This window comes from Paraniabella hibiscisoli, assembly GCF_022512515.1.
GTDB classification, from domain to species: domain Bacteria; phylum Bacteroidota; class Bacteroidia; order Chitinophagales; family Chitinophagaceae; genus Niabella; species Niabella hibiscisoli.
The window spans coordinates 2493352-2512613 of record NZ_JAKWBK010000001.1; the positions used below are offsets into that span (position 1 = coordinate 2493352).

Sequence of the window (19262 nt, forward strand, 5' to 3'; positions counted from 1 at the left end):
ATCTATTGTTTTGTTATACGATCCGGCTTATTGATTTTGCAATCCCATAATGAAGACTGTCGTGCATTGCAATAGTAGCAATAATCTCGTCAATATCCGTCATGGGGATACCGTAAGTAGCCGTGGTGTATGGTGTTATAGTCGCATTGCCAAACTCATTGCTGGTCATGCTTTCTTTGATCATACCGATTGCGGTTAGAGCATAATCTTTCAAAGCCTGTAGCTCTTCCGCGTCGATGTCTGTTTCGGGGCGCGTTCCTTTTCCATATTTTTTAAAATAGGGAATTTCGATAGCAGGTTTCACCCCCGATGTCTTAAACGCTAATGCCAATGCCGATACTGAGATATGACCAAAGTTCCAGGCGATGTTATTATTAAAGCCTTCAGGTATTTTGTTCAGCTGTTCCAGAGTCAGGCCCTCTGCGAGTTCTGTAAATCCTTTTCTGGCAGACTCTATACAGTGAATAATGTATTGCTGTGTTTTTGTCATCGTCCTTTATTACATGGTGAATATTTTCTCACCTTTTTCCAGGAATTCGTTTTCGATCACTTCTTCTCCTGGTTCCTTATATTCAAATTCTTTCAGCCTTTTGTGGAAGCCTTCGCTTTCTTTCATGATAGCTACTCTTGCGCCACGAACAAATTCAACCAGGTTGTATTCGCTTAGCTTTTTTACCAGTTCTTCTGTATCTTCAGTATGGCCGCTTGATTCAAATACGGTGAAATCGGGACGCACGCATACTACGCGGGCGCCATATTTTCTCAGGATCCTTTCCACTACCATTTTCTCTGCAACTTCTTTAGTAGGTACTTTGTAGAGTGCCAGCTCCTGCCAAACGATCTCATCATTGGTATTATAAAAAGCTCTTAGTACTTCTACCTGCTTCTCTATTTGTTTAACCAGTTTTTTACCACTTCCTCTGTTTCATCGATAAGAATATTGAAACGGTGTATGCCGTCAATTTCTGATGATGAAGTGTTAAGGCTGTCGATATTTATTTTTCTCCTGGAAAAAATGATGCAAATACGCGAAAGCAAACCTATATGGTCTTCTGCGTAAACGGTGATGGTATATTGCTGTTTCATTGAAGTAGTGTGTGATTTATGAATTATGATTTTGTTAGAGCTGATCTGAAAATCATTTTTCGTTTTTTGTAACTATTATTATTCCGGTTGACCAGTTCAGTTTTGTTAGCATCACATCGGTTCTTTGATCTAACATCGCTATGAAGTTTTCGACTCGTTCAGCATGTCCTTCCGGCCAGTTAGGCTGGGGAAGCATATCATCTATAAAATAAATGCCTCCATGATTCAATAATGAAAACGCTTCTTCAAACAGGTCGTATTTTCCCGGCATGGCGTCTGCAAATATGAAATCGAATTTCTCACCTTTGTAATCCTTCAACCACTGGTACCCATCTGTTAATACAAATGCAGCTCTCCGGTCACTAAGATGCTTTGTAGCTACCTCGTGTAGCTGGGCATTATTTTCAATAGTGGTAAGATGTGCGTTGTGATCCATACCCTGGAGGATCCATGATGTTGATAAGCCACTACCGGTGCCCAGTTCCAGCATTTTGCCTCCGGGTTTTGAAGCAACCAGTGTTCTTAATAGTGCACCTGTCTGCAGATCGGAAGCCATATCAAAAGAGAGCTTCCTGGTTGCAGCTAAAATACTGTTGTATGGTACAGGGATATTATTAAAAACCTGGTCTTGCATGAATATTGTTATTCTATACTTTTAATATTACTTAAGTCTGATTTCGCTTACACTGCAACCCTGCGGTACCATTGGGAATACATTATTTTCTTTACCTACCATTACTTCCAGCAAGTAGCTTCCGTCATGATCCAGCATGGTTTTTAGCGCTGTTTTCAGGCTTTCACGCCTATCTATTTTCTGGCCTGATATACCGTAGGATTGTGCCAGCATAATGTAATCAGGGCTGGTGATGTTTACAAATGAATAACGTTTATCGTGGAATAGTTGCTGCCATTGGCGCACCATGCCCAGAAACTCATTATTGAGGATCATAATTTTTACTGCCGCACCAAATTGCATAATGGTTCCCAGTTCCTGCAGCGTCATTTGAAAGCCACCGTCTCCAATAATCGCAACCACTGTTCTGTCGGGTGCTCCGTACTTGGCTCCAATTGCGGCAGGAAGTCCAAAGCCCATAGTGCCAAGACCACCGCTGGTAACATTACTTCTGGTCTGGTTGAATTTGGCGTAGCGACAAGCTACCATCTGATGTTGTCCTACATCGGTAACGATTACGGCATCTCCGTTAGTTAACTCGTTTAAAGCATTCAATACTTCAGCCATACTCATTACATCACCCTCGGGGTTCATTTCAGGCTGAATGCATTGCTCGTTTTCTTCTTTCGCGTACTCTTTAAATTTATTAAGCCAGGCGGTATTATCTTTTTCTTTTAATAACGAGGTAAGCAGTGGAAGGGTTTCTTTGCAATCACCCCAAACCGATACGGTTGTTTTTACATTTTTATCAATCTCTGCAGGGTCAATATCCAGGTGAATCACTTTTGCCTGCTTTGCGTATTTGTCTAATCTTCCTGTAACGCGATCGTCAAAGCGCATACCCACCGCAATCAAAACATCGCACTCATTTGTTAATACGTTGGGGCCATAGTTGCCGTGCATTCCCAGCATACCCACTCCCAAAGGATGATCGGAAGGAATAGCGCTCTCTCCCAGGATAGTCCAGGCAGCAGGCAAATTACCTTTCTCTATAAATTGTGCAAATTCTTTTTCCGCTTCTCCCAATATTACACCTTGTCCAAATATTACAAATGGTTTTTCTGCATTATTGATTAACTCAGCCGCTTCTTCAACATATTCTTTGCGAACAATAGGTTTAGGCCGATAGCTGCGAACATGTGTACATTTTTCATAACCAGGAAACTCAAATTGTTGTATTTGTGCATTCTTGGTGATGTCAATCAATACCGGTCCGGGACGACCGCTGCGTGCTATATAAAAAGCTTTTGCTAATACGCTTGGTATTTCAGTAGCATCTGTAACCTGGTAGTTCCATTTGGTAACAGGTGTGGTAATATTAATTACATCCGTTTCCTGGAAAGCGTCTGTTCCCAAAAGGTGTGCAAATACCTGGCCTGTAATACAAACCAATGGCGTGGAGTCAATTTGTGCATCGGCTAAACCAGTTACCAGGTTGGTAGCTCCCGGTCCGCTGGTAGCAAAAACAACGCCCACTCTGCCGCTGGTGCGCGCATAGCCCTGGCCGGCATGGATGCCACCCTGCTCATGGCGAACAAGGATGTGCTCTACCTTGTCTTTATAATCGTAAAGGGCATCGTAGATGGGCATGATAGCGCCACCCGGATAACCAAATATTACTTCTGTATCTTCTGCCAGCAGGCACTCTATAACCGCTTTACTGCCCGACATAGTTTCGGTTTTTGTTGCAGGGATAGAAGTAGCTTCTTTTTGTATCTCAAGAGTATTCATAACTCAATGTTTTATTTCTTTAATGACTTGAATATTGTACTTTATAAGTGTTCCCGGACTTTTATTTGGAATGACGCATCAATTTGTTCTATAGAAATTTAGCAGGTCGGTAGAACCTAAATCGGTAAAGCCAACCTGACGAAGCATAGTGACCAGTTGTCCCCTGTGATAGGAGGCATGATTTACTGCATGTGCAAACAGCTGGTAATAGGGCATCGAATAAGCATCTCCGTTCAATCTCTTAAAATCGAGGGGCTCTGTCAATTTTGCTTCATCCAATGCATTTATAAATTCTTTAAATGCTGTAGAAGTTTTTTTCCAAAGAGCTAAATGTTCGTCTTTTGTTCCTTTAAATGTCGATTGTAACCACTCTATATTTTCTTTTTTATGAAACCGTTGCACCCAGGCGTTTTCCGCGCTTATCATATGCAATACAGTTTCCCGGATACTATTAAAGCTACTGACGACATGCTGTTTCCAATACTCATCGCTTAACTGCGCCAGCCATCCGCAGGCCATGATGGTTGCCTGAAGGTTGTAATCTGCCAGTTCTTTAAAGTATTCCTTTGTCATTTTGTTTTTTAAAACCAATTCGTTCCCTGTTCTCCCATTTCCTTTCAGCCGCTTTCTCGTCCAGTAAATTTTCAAGGGCGTCATAGATCTGGCTCATTTGAATGGCCCGGTCACTGTTGAGAATCCCGCTGAGCATGGCTACCCCTTGTTCTGTGAAGGCATAAGGTATGGCTTTAGAAGGCCTTGTGGTTCGCAATGTCGTCACAATTTGTGATGACATGCCCATATTGTATTGATTTTTAGCGTCTTGTAAGTTCAGTATTGTGGCTTTAGATTTTAGATCTGCCCATTCCTGGCGTGTGAGCTGAAACATAAAATCTTTTGGAAATCTTTTAATGTTTCTTTTTACCGCCTGATTAAATATTCTTGTTTCAATCTCATACAAAGCTGCCAGATCAAAGTCGAGCATCACCCGTTCACCTCTGATCTCATAAATCCTGTTTTGTATGGATTGAATTACCTGCATGCTTTAATCTTCATCCGTTACACAACCCTGCGAAGCATCTTTTACCAGCTTGGCGTATTTATATAATACCCCGTTGGTTACTTTCAATGCCGGTTGTTTCCAGTTGGCTCTTCTTTTAGCGATTTCTTCGTCAGATACTTTAAGTGTCAGCTTGTTGTTAGTCGCGTCTATTTCTATAATGTCGTCGTCCTGCACAAAGCCGATCAAACCTCCTTCAAAAGCTTCAGGAGTTACGTGACCTACCACAAAACCATGTGTGCCACCGCTAAACCTGCCATCTGTTATCAGTGCCACAGACTTGCCCAAACCTGCGCCAATAATGGCTCCTGTCGGTTTCAGCATTTCAGGCATACCGGGCGCTCCTTTAGGTCCCTCATTTTTAATTACCACTACATCTCCCGCTTTAACCCTTCCTTCAGCCAGGCCTGCAATGAGTTTTTTCTCACCGTCAAATACGCGGGCAGTACCTTCAAAGCGTTCACCTTCCTTACCGCTGATCTTCGCCACACTACCTTTTTCGGCCAGGTTGCCGTATAAAATTTGTAAATGACCTGTTTTTTTAAGGGGATTTTCCAAAGGATAAATGATATCCTGTGTAGCGAAATCCAGGTCAGGAACGGTTTTCAGGTTCTCTGCAATGGTTTTACCGGTTACAGTTAACTGGCTACCATCGATCAATCCATTCTGTAATAAATACTTCATCACGGATGGAACACCGCCTTTTTCGTGCAGGTCCTGCATCAGGTATTTACCGCTAGGTTTAAAGTCTGCCAATACCGGAACTTTATCGCTGATGGCCTGGATATCATCCTGGGTTAAAGAAACACCCACACTTTTGGCCATTGCCAGCAAGTGCAATACTGCATTGGTGCTTCCTCCTAATACAATAATAACCGTAATAGCATTTTCAAAAGCCTTACGCGTCATAATATCGCGTGGCTTAATGTCTTTTTCCATCAGAACGCGGATGTATTTCCCGGCATCTTCACATTCTTTTCTTTTTCCTCGCTTAAAGCGGGATTGCTGCTGGAGTAGGGAAGGCTCATGCCCATAGCTTCAATGGCAGAAGCCATCGTATTGGCTGTGTACATACCGCCACAGGCACCTGCTCCGGGACAGCTGTTTTTTACAATACCCTGGAAATCTGCTTCGTCAAGGTTACCCGCAATCTTTTGGCCTAATGCTTCAAACGCTGATACAATGTTCAGATCTTGCCCTTTGTAATGGCCTGGGGCAATTGTACCTCCGTAAACCATTATAGAAGGGCGGTTAAGACGACCCATTGCCATTAATGAACCTGGCATATTCTTATCGCAACCCGGCACAGTGATCAACGCATCATAATATTGAGCGCCGGCAACTGTTTCAATAGAATCCGCAATTACATCACGGCTTACTAACGAATAACGCATGCCGTCTGTTCCATTGCTCATACCATCACTTACGCCAATAGTATTAAAGATGAAGCCTACCAGGTCATTCCCCCATACACTTTTCTTTACGTCTGCCGCTAACCCGTTCAGGTGCATGTTGCACGGATTACCATCGTAACCCATACTTACAATGCCCACCTGGGCTTTTTTCAAATCTTCTTCAGTTAGTCCCAGTGCATACAACTGCGCTTGTGCTGCAGGTTGCGTAGGGTCCTGTGTAATAGTTTTCGAGTATTTATTTAATTCGCTCATGATATATAGTTGTTCGAGTTTGTTTGTGAATAGTCAATGGTCAATAGTCAATGGACCATTTTCCTAACTGCCTACCTTCTCCGCCATTTCTTTCAAATCGCTATCCTGTACTTCTTTTTTAGCATCTGCCACATTTAAGAATTGCTGGTATAGTACATCCACCTGGTTGCGGTCGAATTCATATCCCAGGTTTTTAAAGCGATACGCTAATGCACTGCGGCCACTGCGGGCAGTCAGCACAATTTTAGAAGTATCGGCGCCTACTTCTTCGGGAGCAATGATTTCGTAAGTAGTGGCTTCTTTTAAGAACCCATCCTGGTGAATGCCGGAAGAATGAGAAAATGCATTGTCGCCGACGACGGCTTTGTTGGGTTGCACCACCATGCGCATGGTGTCTGAAACCAGTCGGCTCATCGGTAGTAATCTGGTGGTATCGATATTGGTGTAAAGACCTAATTCAGGGTGTTTTTTGATGATCATCGCTACTTCTTCCAGCGATGTATTACCTGCTCTTTCGCCTATACCATTGATCGTACACTCAATTTGACGGGCACCACCAATAGCGCCTGCGATGGAGTTGGCTGTAGCTAATCCCAGGTCGTTATGGCAATGGCAGGAAAGGATCGCTTTGTCAATATTCGATACATTATTGATCAGGTACTGCATTTTCTCCTGGTACTGGTGAGGCAAGCAAAAACCGGTGGTGTCCGGAACGTTTACCACGGTTGCACCTGCTTTGATCACGGCTTCAGTAAGCTGTGCCAAAAACTGCAAATCTGCACGGCCTGCGTCCTCTGCATAAAATTCTACATCCGGAACCAGGTTGCGCGCCAGCTTAACGGCAGCTATAGCACGTTCAATGATATTTTCTCTTGTAGTATTGAATTTATACTTGATATGATTGTCTGATGAGCCAATGCCGGTATGAATACGAGGGCGAACTGCCGGCTTTAAAGCTTCGGCGGCAACTTCAATATCTTTTTGAACCGCACGGGTAAGGCCGGTAACGGTAGCATTTTTGATTACTTTGGAGATCTCATTTACCGAGGCAAAATCGCGGGGCTGGATACCGGGAAACCTGCTTCGATAATATCTACTCCCAGTGTTTCCAACTCAAGAGCAAGTTTTATTTTCTCTTCTGTATTAAGCTTGCAGCCCGGAACCTGCTCGCCATCTCTTAAGGTCGTATCAAAAATAAAAACTTTGTCTTGTGCCATAATTTAAATCGTTATGATGAATTAATTTTACGGATAATAAACTGGCAAAACAGCCAGATAATATCTGTCTATAAAATTAAACATTCCTATATTGTGAATGAAACTTTATTGGCGGGAGATTTACACCATATAAATTTTAATATTTTTTCTTATTTTATTGATAATCAGTAAATAGTATTCATTTAAATTACAATGCCCAGTAGAAGTACCGATGCGCTTTTTCAGTTGATCAAATCCCTCGAAAAGTCGGAAAAGAGAAATCTGAAGCTTTTTGTGAACAGGAATTCCGGTTCAGAAAGCCTGAAGAGTATCCTGCTATTTGATGCATTGGATAAAATGGCTGAGTACGACGAGGCGCTGCTGCTCAAAAAAGTGCCGAGTGTAAGCAAACAGCAGCTGTCTAATACCAAAGCTTTATTGTATCGCCAGATACTGAGTAGTTTAAGGGTGTTAAAGGATGATCGAAATGTAGATATGCAATTGCATGAAATGATGGATAATGCGCGCCTGCTTTACAATAAAGGCTTGTACCATCAGACATTGAAAATATTGGAGCGGCTGAAAGAATTTGCGCGGACTTATCACCAGTATACCTATCTACAACAAGGTCTTTTTTTGAGAAGAAGATAGAGGCGCTTTATATCACCCGCGGGCTTACCAGCCGTGCAGACGAGTTGACAGCAGAGGCAAATGAAGTGGCCCGAACCATTAATAATATCAATGATTTGTCTAACCTTAACCTGAAATTATACGGCTGGTATATTCAGAACGGGCATGCGCGGAATCAAAATGACATGAAAACCGTGCAGGCGTTGATGGAACACGACCTGGTGAAAAATACAGGTGACAGTTTTTATGAGAAAGTGTACCTGTACCAGTGTTATGTGTGGTATGCCTACATTAAGCTGGACTTTTTAATATATTACCGGTACTGCCAGAAGTGGGTGGATGTTTTTGAGCAATATCCCAAAATGATAGAGACAGAAACGGCAATGTATGTAAAGGGCATGCACAATCTGATGTCCGCACATTTTAACTTACTCAATCATGAGAAACTGGCTTCCAGTATCAGGAAGTTTAAGCATTTTGCCCAGACCGAGTTGGTACAGGATAATGATAATAATCGGATTGTTACCTATGTATATCTTTATACAGCTGTCATCAATCTTCATTTCCTGGAAGGCGCCTTTCATAAAGGCATTAAAATGGTTCCCTTTTTGGAAGAAATGCTGGTAAAGTATGGGCGCTATCTGGACCGGCACAGGGTTATGGTGTTCTATTATAAGATTGCATGTCTTTACTTTGGAAGCGGTGATAATAGCAAGGCTATTGATTACCTGAACCGTATTATCAATCAGAAAGACGACTTGCGTACCGATCTGCAATGCTACTCCCGCTTATTGCATTTAATAGCGCATTATGAGCTGGGAAATTATAATTTGCTGGAGTACCTTATCAAATCGGTTTACCGCTATATGGCTAAGATGGAGAACCTTAGTAAGGTTGAAGAAGAGATGTTTAGCTTTTTGCGAAGGGCCTTTAAGTTTAATGAAAAAACGATTAAGCCAGAGTTTGAAAAGCTATTAAATAAGCTTAAAAAATACCAGCATAATAGGCTGGAAGCAAGAGCTTTTGCTTACCTGGATGTGATCAGCTGGCTGGAAAGTAAGATCTCCGGCATACATGTGGAGGATGTAATCCGCAAAAAATATTTAAGAGAACGAATGCAAAAAGTATAAATTGGATTATATTTGTTGCTCATGAAATGTTCTGTTTCAAATACATCTTTTCGATGGTGGCGATAAGGCCACTCATTCTCTATGCCATTACCAGGCAGTTTGTTTTCTTATCTTTACATCCCTTATTAAATAAATTGAATTAATGCAGGCAACTTATAAAGAGCCCGATGAGTTGGGTTATTACGGTGAATTTGGTGGTGCTTATATCCCAGAAATGCTATACCCAAACGTAGAAGAATTACGTTCTAAATACTTAGACATTATTAATAGCGAGTCTTTTCAGAAAGAATACCAGTTCTTGTTAAAGGATTATGCGGGTCGCGAAACGCCTTTATACTATGCATCTCGCTTATCGGATAAATACCATACTAATATTTACCTGAAACGTGAAGATCTGTGCCATACCGGCGCGCACAAGGTAAATAATACGATCGGGCAAATACTGGTAGCAGAACGCTTGGGCAAAAAAGGATTATAGCCGAAACCGGGGCTGGTCAGCACGGAGTAGCCACGGCTACTGTTTGTGCGTTAAAAGGTTTGCAATGCATCGTATATATGGGCGAGAAGGATATTGAGCGCCAGGCGCCGAATGTGGCAAGGATGAAGATGTTAGGAGCTACGGTAGTACCGGCAACCAGCGGCAGCAAAACATTGAAGGACGCTACAAATGAAGCTATCCGCGACTGGATCAATCACCCGCAGGATACTTTCTACATTATCGGTAGCGTGGTAGGACCACATCCTTATCCTGATATGGTGGCTCGTTTTCAAAGTGTGATCAGTAAAGAAATCCGATCGCAGTTACAGGAGAAAATAGGTACAGAACTGCCTAAAGCTGTAATAGCATGTGTAGGAGGAGGGAGCAATGCCGCCGGTACATTCTATCATTTCCTTGATGAACCTTCGGTAGAGATTATTGCAGTAGAAGCAGCGGGTTGCGGCGTACACTCTGGTATGAGTGCGGCTACAACACAATTGGGTAAGCCGGGTATATTACATGGCAGCAAAAGTTATGTAATGCAAACTGCAGACGGGCAGGTAGTAGAACCGCATAGTATTTCAGCGGGGTTGGATTATCCGGGAATTGGTCCCATGCATGCTAATTTATTTGCTACGGGGCGTGGACAGTTTTTATCGGCTACCGACAAAGAAGCTTTGGAAGCCTCTTTTGAGCTGGCTAAGCTGGAGGGTATTATTCCTGCGTTGGAGAGCGCTCATGCCCTTGCTGCTTTAAAACAATTAAAGTTTGTGAAGGATGACAACGTTGTTATCTGTTTGAGCGGCAGAGGCGACAAAGACATGGAAACCTATATGAATGAGTTAAATAAAAAGTAAGCTGTTTACCTATAAAATAAGCATTAAAAGATGAGCAGATTGAGTGAAGCGTTTAAATCGGGAAAGAAGATTTTAAATATATATTGTACCGCAGGTTATCCTAAACTGGATAGTACTTTGACAGTAATGAAGTCGTTGCAGGATAGTGGAGCAGATATTATAGAATTGGGTATGCCTTACAGCGATCCACTGGCGGACGGCGAAACGATTCAGAAGAGTAGTGCGATAGCATTGGATAATGGAATGACTATGCACACTTTATTTGAGCAGCTGGCCGATATGCGCGGGCAAATCACTATTCCCGTAGTATTAATGGGCTATATGAATCCTGTTTTGCAATACGGATTTGAGCAGTTTTGTGCTGATGCCGCTAAAGTAGGTGTTGATGGGTTGATATTGCCCGATTTGCCCCAACATGAATTCGAAAAAACTTACAGGGCCATCATCGAAAAACATCGTCTCAATTTTATTTTCCTCGTTACTCCTGAAACCTCAGAGGAGCGCATTAAAAAACTGGACGAATTGAGCAGCGGTTTTCTATATGCTGTTTCTTCGTCTTCTACAACTGGTGGTGAAAAGGATTTTAACGAAGTGGAACGCTACTTACAAAGACTACAAAGTTATGGATTGAAAAATTCCATATTAGTAGGATTTGGTATTAAGGACAAGAAAACTTTTAACGACGCATGTAAATATGCGCAGGGAGCCATTATTGGATCTGCATACATTAAGATCATACAACATGCTCAATCGCCCGAGGCTATTACGCGCAGTTTTGTACAAAGTATTCTTAATTAACAAATGGATGCACAGATACGGGTTATTTTTGCAACCTGCAACAAATTTTGATCATCTGTGTTAAGCTTTGAGCATTTGGTAAAAGTGTAGATGCTTATTTTAATCCGTAAAATTTTTAAATGAAGTTTGTTATATCCATTTTAGTGTTCTTATTGCCTGCTTTGGCAATGGCGCAGAAACTCACCCTTAGCGGTACGATTGCAGGTTTAGCAGATAGTAGTACCGTAGTGCTAACTGACCTGGAAAATCCTGGAGCACCTTTAGCCGAAACTAAATCTACGGCGGGTAAGTTTACGCTTTCAACGCAACTGGAAGCTCCGTCTTTACTAGGGTTGGGAGTTGGCGATAGCATTAAAACTGCGGTTTTCCTTGGCAACGAAACAGTAACGGTTACCGGCACTGTAGCACAAAAAGTAGATGAATGGAAGTTTGTAGGTTCAGCGGTGCAAAACAGTTTTACGGAGTTTCAAAACACTTTCGTGCCAAAATTCGGTAAGTTAAGCGCATTGATTCAGCAGTTGCAATCGGGCGATGGCAGCGATGCCGTAAGAACAGGTCTTGATAGTGTCACCAACGATATTCAAACGTCTTTAGATGGTTTTATAGCGAGAAACCCTGCATCTCCTGTAAGCACTTTGGCAATTTTGTCAACGATCAACTTAACTGAAGATGTAGCCGTACTGGAGCGAAGATTAAACAGTTTAAAGCCAGCTGCATTGAGTAATGTTTTTGGCGGGCAATTAAAGCAGGCTGTTGTTAACGCTAAGTTTAACTCAGTAGGAAGTATTGCTTTAGACTTCTCGCAGGCAGATACAACGGGCAGGCAGGTAACACTTTCCCAGTTCAAAGGCAAATATGTATTGGTCGATTTCTGGGCCAGTTGGTGTGGTCCCTGCCGTAAAGAGAATCATTTTCTGGTTAAGACTTTTAATAAGTACAAAGACAAGAACTTTACTGTGTTGGGTGTGTCGTTAGATGAAGAAAAAGAAGATTGGTTGAAAGCCATAGCGAAGGATGAACTAAAATGGACACAGGTAAGCGACTTGAAAGGCTGGGAAAACGAAGTGGGCTCAAAAATATAAGATTACTTCTATTCCGCGCAATTTATTGGTTGGACCTGATGGAAAGATTATTGCAAAAGATTTGCGTGGTGATGACCTGGATGCTAAACTGGAAGAGATTCTAGGCAAGTAATTCCTGGAAATGATATTAATTAAAATAGCCGGCGGTTTAATCCCCGGCTATTTTTTATTTAGGCCCGGTCTCTGTTACCGTACCATTTTTTCTTGTGTTTATTTTCTGCAGCAGCCTGCGGTCTTTGTGGTTTGCCGGGCTGGTGGCTATTGTTCATTCCTTTAAAACCATTCTTATTGTCTATGTTGCGTTTTTGACGCGGAGGTCTTTCTGCTTTTTTAGGAATTTCAAAAACTTCCATTGGATAGGGGTGATCTGCTATAACCGGAATTTGCTGCCTGGTTAATTTTTCAATATCTTTTAAGAAAGCTTTTTCTTCAAAATCGCTAAAGGAAATAGCCTGTCCGTCTTTACCAGCTCTGCCGGTACGGGTAATACGGTGTACGTAGGTTTCCGATACATTGGGCAGATCGTAGTTAATAACCAGCTCCATACCCTCTACATCGATACCTCGTGCTGCAATGTCGGTTGCTACCAGCACCCTAATCTCTTTGTTCTTGAAATTTCCTAATGCACGCTGACGGTTATTCTGGCTTTTATTACCGTGAATAGCGTCCGATTTAATGCCGTATTTGCTTACATGGCGAACAATTTTGTCGCAACCATGCTTGGTACGGCTAAACACCAGCACTGTTTCGGCAACAGAACTGTTGAGCACATCTACCAGCAATGCATTTTTATTGCCTCTGTCAACAAAATATACCGATTGGCTAATCTTTTCAACGGTAGAGGAAACGGGTGTTACTTCTACTTTCACCGGGTTTCTTAAAATGGCATTAGCCAGGGTTAAGATCTCGGGAGCCATTGTAGCTGAAAAGAATAGGTTTTGTCTTTTCGACGGGAGTAATTTGAGGATCCTGTTCACGTCATGAACAAATCCCATGTCGAGCATCCGGTCTGCTTCATCCAAAACAAAGAAATCTATATGGTCGAGTTTTATAAATCCCTGGCTGATCAGGTCCAGTAAACGACCCGGGGTAGCCACCAAAATATCAATTCCCGAAGCAAGGACATTCGTCTGTTTGTTTTGGTTAACGCCGCCGAAAATTACTGCGTTTCTCAGCGGTAAGTGCCGGCCGTAAGCATCCAGGCTATCACCGATCTGGATCGCTAATTCACGCGTAGGAGTCAGGATCAGCGATTTGATATGCCTTCTGCCTTTTTGTGGGACCTGCTGGGAAAGAATCTGGAGCATTGGGATGGAAAAAGCTGCTGTTTTTCCGGTTCCGGTTTGTGCGCAGCCCAATACATCCCTGCCTTCCAGTAATAAAGGAATAGCCTGCGTTTGAATGGGGGTAGCGGTTGTATAACCTTCTTCTTCAATTGCCTGTAAAATAGGGGCAATTATATTAAGTTCTTTAAAATTCATCTTGTTTGTTTACCTGACCAGCCTGTAAATTATTGGGTGGGATAGGATTATTATAGTTGGATTGTGGATCGAAATCCCGCAAAGATACGATCTTCTGCGTTTATATCAGAGATAAGGCTGTAACGGAATGGTGTTGAACCATTAACGATTGATTTTTCAGGCCACGGTTTAAACCGTGGCCTGGAAAAATGGCGAAAATCATGATCTATTCATTTTCCTCAGTTTCAAACCCATATAATTTCAGAAGCTGAAGATACTCGTTATCGAAGGACTGCTTTTGATGGTGATTTTTTTGATTTTGTATATATTGAAATACGCTATTCAAGGCAGACTCTGCAACCGAATATGCAGCATAGCCGGTTTGCCAGGCAAATTTCTCATTTATGAAATCGTTTTGGTTGATAAAATGCGAGCTACTGCCTTTGATTTGTTTTATGACTTCTGCAATAGATTTTTCGCGATTGAGTAAGAACAAACAATGAACATGGTCGGGCATGCCATTAATGATTTTTATAAAAGCAACCTAATTCCCTAAATGATCGCTCATATACTCATGCAGGAGCGTTTCTATTTTAGGTTTGATGATTGGAGAACGTTCTTTCGTGCTCCAAATAGTATGTACCCGGATTTTGGAAAAAGAATGTGACATGATTCATAAGTTTTAGCGCGTTTTAAAATTAAGCAATAATAATTGGAAATTGTTTGAAAGGTTATCTGGGGGTGTATTTCAAATTTTCGCTAAAGTCATGCCGTCCGAAGTGGAGCGCCTCGGAAATAGTAGAGATTTCCTCGGGCCGATGCATGAATCATTAATATATCGCTGCGATGCAGCTCTCCCCTTTGTGATTATTGTTTTATTAGTATATCGCAGCTATGCTGCTTTTATTGTTTTGATCATTGCCGCATAGCGGCATCGTATTAATAGCTGCCATAATAATTCGTCAGTTATCTGAGCTGCGTAGCAGTGATATATTCTGTTTCAAACAAAGAGAAATTGATTCGATCGCCCTGAAGATTTCCCGACAGGCTCAAGGGGATCTGCAAAAGGAACTATAGCATAAGCGAAAATTTGAAATGCACCCTTATCTGGTTATCTCAGGCCATGGTTTAAACCGTAGCCTGAGATAGCGCCATTATAATTTCACGTATTCAAAAACAATATTGCAGAATATTTTTACGCCGTTTTGCAGCAGGGCATCAGAAACAATAAAGTCAGGGGTATGATGGGGTGGGGCTTTGGCTGTGTCATTACCCTTAGGCATGCCTCCATAGTACAGAAATACGGCCGGGGCTTTTGTTCCGTAATAAGAAAAATCTTCGGCGCCGGTTACCCATTTGGTTTCCTGTACATTTTCTTTGCCGACTGCTTTTTCTAAAACAGGAACGATCTTCCGGGTTAAGTCGATATGGTTGTAGGTTACCGGCGTGTTTTTGTTGATGCTTACTTCTACCGTAGCATTATTGGCCGCCGCCACATTTTCAGCAATATGTTTTAGTCGCCTGTGAATATCCTCCTGCATTGCCGTATCAAATGTCCGGATGGTACCAGCCATTTCCAATTCTTCAGGAATGATATTATTGCGCACCCCCGAATTGATCTTACCTACTGTTAGCACCACCGGGGCTTTAGTAAGGTCCTGTTGCCTGCTTACAATTTGCTGAAGGCTGTTAATGATCTGTGCTCCTGTAGCAATAGGGTCTACGCTTGACCAGGGCTGCGCTCCATGACTTTGTTTACCTTTTACTTTTATCGTAAACCAGTCGCTGGCTGCCATAAAGGGGCCAGGCTTATAAAATACTTTTCCTTCTTCTATCCAGCTTTCGATATGCAGCCCAAATACAGCATCTACTTTTGGATGGTCCATTACGCCCTCTTTAACCATTAGCTCCGCGCCGCCTTCTTCACCGGGAGGGGCTCCTTCTTCAGCAGGTTGAAAGATAAACTTGACAGTGCCCGGTATATCTTTTTTCATCGAGGCCAGTACTTCGGCAGTGCCCATTAAAATAGCCACATGGGTGTCATGGCCACAGGCATGCATAACGGGTACTTCTTTGCCGAGGTATTCGCCTTTGGTTGTAGACTTATAAGGCAGGTTATTTCTTTCCAATACGGGCAGCGCATCCATATCTGCTCTAAGCGCAATAACAGGTCCGGGTTTACCTCCTTTCAGTATGGCTACTACACCTGTTTTAGCCAATGTATCTGCTTCTATACCTAGTTTCTTTAAATGAGCGAGTATATATTGTTGTGTTTTGAACTCCCGGTTGCTTAGCTCGGGATTCTGGTGTATATGTCTTCGCCATTCTACAAGTTTTGGTTGTACGGCCTCAGCTTTGGTAGTTATTGTCTGGGTATAGTTTTGCGCCGATAGCGCAGTTGCAAAAAATGAAAGGGCAACAGAAAATATAATTTTTCTCATTGCCCTAAGTTAATTTAAAATGGTGATTTACTGAACAGTTTCCAGGCCCCAGCTATTTCCTTTATCAACGGCCGGCACACCTTCTATTAACCATTTTGCAGGTTTATCGCCCTTCAACAACCAATCAAAAAACTGTTGTTCCCTGATCTGAATATCCTTGCGGTTTTTTCTTTGAACGAGATTATGCTCCTCACCATTGTAGTTAAGCATCCATACCTGTTTGCCCAGGCGACGCATTCCGGTAAATAATTCAATGCCCTGGTACCAGGGAACTGCACCATCGTTGTCGTTGGCCATAATCACCATGGGGGTATTTACTTTTGGCAAATGGAATAAAGGAGAGTTTTCAATGTATAGCTCAGGCTTTTCCCAAAGTGTTGCACCAATGCGGCTCTGTGTTTTTCGTATTGGAATTGCCGGTTCATACCTGTTTGCCAGCGTATACCGCCGTAAGCACTCGTCATATTGGCAACGGGGGCGCCCGACCAGGCTGCGGCAAACATATCTGTCATGGTAACCAACTGTGCTACCTGTATACCTCCCCAGCTTTGGCCTTGTATGCCCATACACTTATCATCTATCCAGCTTTTTTTGCAAGGGATTGAGCTCCGCTTACAATATAATCGTAGGCGCTTTTAGCCGGATACCCGATGGTATAAGAAATGTCAGGTGTCATTACTATGTAGCCGCGGCTTACAAAGAAAGAAATGTTTAATCTACTGGGGGTAGGCGCTGGTGGTACATATTTGTACAGGTTGTCTGTTAGCTTTTCATAAAAGTAGAGTATGACAGGATATTTTTTAGTGCTGTCAAAATCTTCCGGCTTGTAAATAATGCCCGCAGCCGGTTTGCCCGAAAAGGTATTCCATTGATATAGCGCTGCAGTACCCCAGTTATAGTTCTTTTGCTGGGGATTAGTGGCTGATAGCCTGGTTACGTTGTTTGATTGCTGCAGGTATAAGTCGGGAGACGCTATATAACTTTCTTTGCTATAAGTATAAACAGGAGCATTCTTCGCTTTGTTTACCTGGCTTATATATAAAGGCTGTATGGGTTGTAAGAAAGCTGACAACTTATTGTTTTCAAGAATCGCCAGTCCGCTTTGCTTACTGGTATTATCGAAAACATTGAGTATATTTTTATTGGCTGCTTTAATAAAATCTTCTTCTTCGTCTATTTGTATGTACCTGTAAGTGACTTTATTTTTTCTGCCATTGATGGTCAGATTTACTGGTGCTGTTCTGCCAGTTGGATCGATTGACCATATGTCATAACGATCATAAATGAGCACCCTTGTGTCGCCATCCTGCCAGCCCATCACACCATAGGGCGAAGGTGCGTCGGGTACATCATTTTCTTCATCATAGAGCGGGACTTTGATGCCTGCTGTAATGTTGATTGCGTTATTGCCATCAAACACATGGTAATGACGCGTTGTATTATCATACCATAGAACATATTTTCCTGAAGGTGATATCCAGGAAGCTCTGATATCGCCGTCCAGGTTGAGAATGGCAGGAATATATTTGTTGTTGGCAACATCCACTTTATAAATGTCTTTTCGGGTATTGCCGGCCCACTGCGAAGCAATACGTCTACCAGTGTCGGTAACTGCAACAAAATAACGCGCATCGGCCAATGTACCTTCGTAAACTGTGGGGAGATAGCTGCTTCCCAGGGGCAACATTTTCTGCTGTTTAAAATCGTATACGGCAACATAACTTCTTTCCCTATCTCTTTTTTGATTCGCCAATTGGTAAGGTTGCAGGTAATCGTCCTTATAATTCCAGATATCTACATTTACTTTATCAATGTCCACCTGGCTGGTGTCTTTGGGCGGCCGTGCGGGTGCTATCGCAAACTGCAGGCGCTCTCCCGATTTGCTAAAGCTGATCTTGCCCAATTCGCTGATACGCTCTCCGCTACGGAAATTAGCTGTAAGTGTGTCAACGATCATCAGAGCACTATCCATGCCCTGCTTGAAATACCATAAAGTGTAATATTTACCAGGTGCTTTGGCTTTAGCTCCTCTTTGCGCCACAAATGCAGCCTGGCTGCCGTCATCGGAAATAGCAAGGTTTTTAAAATCATTACCACCTTTTAGCAAAGTATCTGTTTTTTTCGTGAGTAAATGATACAGGATAACGCGCGATGTTTTGGCAGTATCTTTCAAGTCCAGTGTTTGTTCCAATAATAGTTCTGTTCCTTTTTTGTTAAAAACATAGTCGCTCACATTTTTAAATGCCAGCGATGTTCCGGTAAAAGTATTAATAAGAACCAGTTTGTTATTCCTGCCATGATCCGTAACGCTGTCTTTGCCCTCTGTTTTAGCCGGAGCCAGCGAGCCAATTACATATTGTAAAGAATCAATGATTTGTTTAAGGCTGTCTTTTGTTTTATCCGATTGATACTTTGGCTTGCTAACCGGTTCGTTTTTGAAAAGACCGGCTATCCATATATTAGGTTCTTTAGGTGTTTTAAAAGAGATCAGGTTAGGGAGTTTTTCAATTTTACCGGTGTTCAGTGTGAGCATTGCTAAGGTATCGCGCGGCATTTCATCTGGTTTCTTCTTTTTAATTTTTGCCTGGCGTATATCCTTAAAGTAAGGTTTTATTTTAAACAGAAGAGTAGCTTCATCGCCAGTAAAGCAGGCTTCGTAACCCCTTGGGATAATTCTTTTATTATTTTTGTCGGTAGTTGATTGTATAACCAGTTCGTCATCGCCCTCCTGGACATTGATATTATACGCAACCCACTTGCCATTATTACTGATTATTGATTTACCTATAGATTGCCAGTTGTCATAAACAGAATGGTCGAGGGGCTTTTTTGAGCCATGGCTGTAACTACTGCTGCTAACATTGCCAGCAGAAAGATCAATTTCTTCATCAGCTTTATTTTAGACTAAAGTATCATTATTTTTTGAAGTAGTAAAGTGCTCAAGTCATATAGAAGCAATTGCTATAAAAGGTTAGT

At 42.2% G+C, this 19262-nt stretch carries 21 protein-coding genes and 2 pseudogenes; 6 read left to right on the top strand and 17 right to left on the bottom strand.

The features are described from left to right. Window positions 1-13: 13 nt before the first annotated feature. The 11 genes and pseudogenes from MKP07_RS15775 to MKP07_RS42610 all read right to left on the bottom strand — a co-directional run. Window positions 14-490 (bottom strand): DinB family protein, encoded by a 477-nt coding sequence (locus MKP07_RS15775; RefSeq protein WP_240848036.1) that lies wholly within the window; start codon window positions 488-490, stop codon window positions 14-16. Window positions 491-499: 9 nt separating this feature from the next. Then, window positions 500-784, bottom strand: a complete 285-nt coding sequence (locus tag MKP07_RS15780) for a hypothetical protein (protein WP_240848037.1) — start codon at window positions 782-784, stop codon at window positions 500-502. Between the two features lie 104 nt (window positions 785-888). Further along, window positions 889-1086 (bottom strand): ACT domain-containing protein, encoded by a 198-nt coding sequence (locus tag MKP07_RS15785; protein ID WP_240848038.1) that lies wholly within the window; start codon window positions 1084-1086, stop codon window positions 889-891. 52 nt (window positions 1087-1138) lie between these two features. Next, entirely contained in the window at window positions 1139-1720 is a 582-nt protein-coding gene (locus MKP07_RS15790) for an O-methyltransferase (RefSeq protein WP_240848039.1), read from the bottom strand. A 27-nt stretch (window positions 1721-1747) separates the two neighbouring features. Beyond that, window positions 1748-3490, bottom strand: a complete 1743-nt coding sequence (gene ilvB, locus MKP07_RS15795; protein WP_240848040.1) for a biosynthetic-type acetolactate synthase large subunit — start codon at window positions 3488-3490, stop codon at window positions 1748-1750. A gap of 78 nt (window positions 3491-3568) precedes the next feature. Beyond that, window positions 3569-4063 (bottom strand): DinB family protein, encoded by a 495-nt coding sequence (locus tag MKP07_RS15800; RefSeq protein WP_240848041.1) that lies wholly within the window; start codon window positions 4061-4063, stop codon window positions 3569-3571. Beyond that, the gene (locus MKP07_RS15805; protein ID WP_240848042.1) at window positions 4044-4529 is read right to left on the bottom strand and encodes an ORF6N domain-containing protein; all 486 of its coding nucleotides are present in this window, start codon (window positions 4527-4529) and stop codon (window positions 4044-4046) included. The genes MKP07_RS15800 and MKP07_RS15805 overlap by 20 nt, the downstream gene beginning before the upstream one ends. A 3-nt stretch (window positions 4530-4532) precedes the next feature. Further along, a complete protein-coding gene (locus MKP07_RS43780) occupies window positions 4533-5231 on the bottom strand; it encodes a hypothetical protein (protein WP_449589534.1) in 699 nt (232 codons plus the stop codon). After that, window positions 5217-6214, bottom strand: a pseudogene (locus tag MKP07_RS43785) (dihydroxy-acid dehydratase domain-containing protein); the annotation flags it as partial. The gene MKP07_RS43780 and the pseudogene MKP07_RS43785, both read right to left, overlap by 15 nt. A gap of 63 nt (window positions 6215-6277) precedes the next feature. Beyond that, window positions 6278-6694 (bottom strand): homocitrate synthase/isopropylmalate synthase family protein, encoded by a 417-nt coding sequence (locus MKP07_RS42605; protein WP_394803660.1) that lies wholly within the window; start codon window positions 6692-6694, stop codon window positions 6278-6280. After that, window positions 6674-7431 (bottom strand): annotated as a pseudogene (locus MKP07_RS42610) (2-isopropylmalate synthase); the annotation flags it as partial. The pseudogene MKP07_RS42610 and the gene MKP07_RS42605, both read right to left, overlap by 21 nt. A gap of 192 nt (window positions 7432-7623) precedes the next feature. On the opposite strand from MKP07_RS42610, the gene MKP07_RS15830 reads away from it, so the two are divergent. The 6 genes from MKP07_RS15830 to MKP07_RS15850 all read left to right on the top strand — a co-directional run bounded on the left by MKP07_RS15830 (window position 7624) and on the right by MKP07_RS15850 (window position 12385). Then, a complete protein-coding gene (locus MKP07_RS15830; RefSeq protein WP_240848046.1) occupies window positions 7624-8061 on the top strand; it encodes a hypothetical protein in 438 nt (145 codons plus the stop codon). Between the two features lie 44 nt (window positions 8062-8105). Further along, window positions 8106-9170, top strand: coding sequence for a hypothetical protein (locus MKP07_RS15835; RefSeq protein WP_240848047.1), 1065 nt, complete (start codon window positions 8106-8108; stop codon window positions 9168-9170). 142 nt (window positions 9171-9312) lie between these two features. Continuing rightward, on the top strand, window positions 9313-9648 hold the full coding sequence (locus tag MKP07_RS43790; protein WP_449589127.1) for a hypothetical protein: 336 nt from the start codon (window positions 9313-9315) through the stop codon (window positions 9646-9648). After that, window positions 9645-10505 (top strand): tryptophan synthase subunit beta, encoded by an 861-nt coding sequence (gene trpB / locus MKP07_RS15840; protein ID WP_449589535.1) that lies wholly within the window; start codon window positions 9645-9647, stop codon window positions 10503-10505. The genes MKP07_RS43790 and trpB overlap by 4 nt, the downstream gene beginning before the upstream one ends. Before the next feature lie 30 nt (window positions 10506-10535). Continuing rightward, window positions 10536-11303: a tryptophan synthase subunit alpha gene (trpA, locus tag MKP07_RS15845; protein ID WP_240848048.1), complete on the top strand. Its 768-nt coding sequence runs from the start codon at window positions 10536-10538 to the stop codon at window positions 11301-11303. 119 nt (window positions 11304-11422) lie between these two features. Continuing rightward, the gene (locus tag MKP07_RS15850) at window positions 11423-12385 is read left to right on the top strand and encodes a TlpA disulfide reductase family protein (RefSeq protein WP_240848049.1); all 963 of its coding nucleotides are present in this window, start codon (window positions 11423-11425) and stop codon (window positions 12383-12385) included. A 170-nt stretch (window positions 12386-12555) separates the two neighbouring features. On the opposite strand, the gene MKP07_RS15855 is transcribed toward MKP07_RS15850, so the two are convergent. The 6 genes from MKP07_RS15855 to MKP07_RS15875 all read right to left on the bottom strand — a co-directional run bounded on the left by MKP07_RS15855 (window position 12556) and on the right by MKP07_RS15875 (window position 18840). Next, complete coding sequence (locus MKP07_RS15855) at window positions 12556-13866, bottom strand: DEAD/DEAH box helicase (protein WP_240848050.1); 1311 nt, start codon at window positions 13864-13866, stop codon at window positions 12556-12558. Between the two features lie 205 nt (window positions 13867-14071). Continuing rightward, window positions 14072-14380 carry a transposase gene (locus MKP07_RS15860; RefSeq protein WP_317236028.1) on the bottom strand — a complete coding sequence of 103 codons (309 nt, stop codon included), beginning with the start codon at window positions 14378-14380 and terminating at the stop codon, window positions 14072-14074. A 619-nt stretch (window positions 14381-14999) separates the two neighbouring features. Further along, the gene (locus MKP07_RS15865) at window positions 15000-16286 is read right to left on the bottom strand and encodes an amidohydrolase (RefSeq protein WP_240848052.1); all 1287 of its coding nucleotides are present in this window, start codon (window positions 16284-16286) and stop codon (window positions 15000-15002) included. 27 nt (window positions 16287-16313) lie between these two features. Then, on the bottom strand, window positions 16314-16613 hold the full coding sequence (locus MKP07_RS38725; protein ID WP_262919329.1) for an alpha/beta hydrolase family protein: 300 nt from the start codon (window positions 16611-16613) through the stop codon (window positions 16314-16316). Continuing rightward, entirely contained in the window at window positions 16601-16852 is a 252-nt protein-coding gene (locus MKP07_RS38730) for an alpha/beta hydrolase family protein (RefSeq protein WP_262919330.1), read from the bottom strand. The genes MKP07_RS38725 and MKP07_RS38730 overlap by 13 nt, the downstream gene beginning before the upstream one ends. 11 nt (window positions 16853-16863) lie before the next feature. Then, window positions 16864-18840 carry a S9 family peptidase gene (locus MKP07_RS15875; protein WP_240848053.1) on the bottom strand — a complete coding sequence of 659 codons (1977 nt, stop codon included), beginning with the start codon at window positions 18838-18840 and terminating at the stop codon, window positions 16864-16866. Between the last annotated feature and the right edge of the window lie 422 nt (window positions 18841-19262).

What these genes read in the sequence shown, in the direction of transcription:
- MKP07_RS15775 (WP_240848036.1), bottom strand. Translation starts at nt 490, where the DNA reads ATGACAAAAACACAGCAATACATTATTCACTGTATAGAGTCTGCCAGA.
- MKP07_RS15780 (WP_240848037.1), bottom strand. Translation starts at nt 784, where the DNA reads ATGGTAGTGGAAAGGATCCTGAGAAAATATGGCGCCCGCGTAGTATGC.
- MKP07_RS15785 (WP_240848038.1), bottom strand. Translation starts at nt 1,086, where the DNA reads ATGAAACAGCAATATACCATCACCGTTTACGCAGAAGACCATATAGGT.
- MKP07_RS15790 (WP_240848039.1), bottom strand. Translation starts at nt 1,720, where the DNA reads ATGCAAGACCAGGTTTTTAATAATATCCCTGTACCATACAACAGTATT.
- ilvB (WP_240848040.1), bottom strand. Translation starts at nt 3,490, where the DNA reads ATGAATACTCTTGAGATACAAAAAGAAGCTACTTCTATCCCTGCAACA.
- MKP07_RS15800 (WP_240848041.1), bottom strand. Translation starts at nt 4,063, where the DNA reads ATGACAAAGGAATACTTTAAAGAACTGGCAGATTACAACCTTCAGGCA.
- MKP07_RS15805 (WP_240848042.1), bottom strand. Translation starts at nt 4,529, where the DNA reads ATGCAGGTAATTCAATCCATACAAAACAGGATTTATGAGATCAGAGGT.
- MKP07_RS43780 (WP_449589534.1), bottom strand. Translation starts at nt 5,231, where the DNA reads ATGAAGTATTTATTACAGAATGGATTGATCGATGGTAGCCAGTTAACT.
- MKP07_RS42605 (WP_394803660.1), bottom strand. Translation starts at nt 6,694, where the DNA reads ATGATCATCAAAAAACACCCTGAATTAGGTCTTTACACCAATATCGAT.
- MKP07_RS15830 (WP_240848046.1), top strand. Translation starts at nt 7,624, where the DNA reads ATGCCCAGTAGAAGTACCGATGCGCTTTTTCAGTTGATCAAATCCCTC.
- MKP07_RS43790 (WP_449589127.1), top strand. Translation starts at nt 9,313, where the DNA reads ATGCAGGCAACTTATAAAGAGCCCGATGAGTTGGGTTATTACGGTGAA.
- trpA (WP_240848048.1), top strand. Translation starts at nt 10,536, where the DNA reads ATGAGCAGATTGAGTGAAGCGTTTAAATCGGGAAAGAAGATTTTAAAT.
- MKP07_RS15850 (WP_240848049.1), top strand. Translation starts at nt 11,423, where the DNA reads ATGAAGTTTGTTATATCCATTTTAGTGTTCTTATTGCCTGCTTTGGCA.
- MKP07_RS15855 (WP_240848050.1), bottom strand. Translation starts at nt 13,866, where the DNA reads ATGAATTTTAAAGAACTTAATATAATTGCCCCTATTTTACAGGCAATT.
- MKP07_RS15865 (WP_240848052.1), bottom strand. Translation starts at nt 16,286, where the DNA reads ATGAGAAAAATTATATTTTCTGTTGCCCTTTCATTTTTTGCAACTGCG.
- MKP07_RS38730 (WP_262919330.1), bottom strand. Translation starts at nt 16,852, where the DNA reads ATGGGCATACAAGGCCAAAGCTGGGGAGGTATACAGGTAGCACAGTTG.
- MKP07_RS15875 (WP_240848053.1), bottom strand. Translation starts at nt 18,840, where the DNA reads ATGCCGCGCGATACCTTAGCAATGCTCACACTGAACACCGGTAAAATT.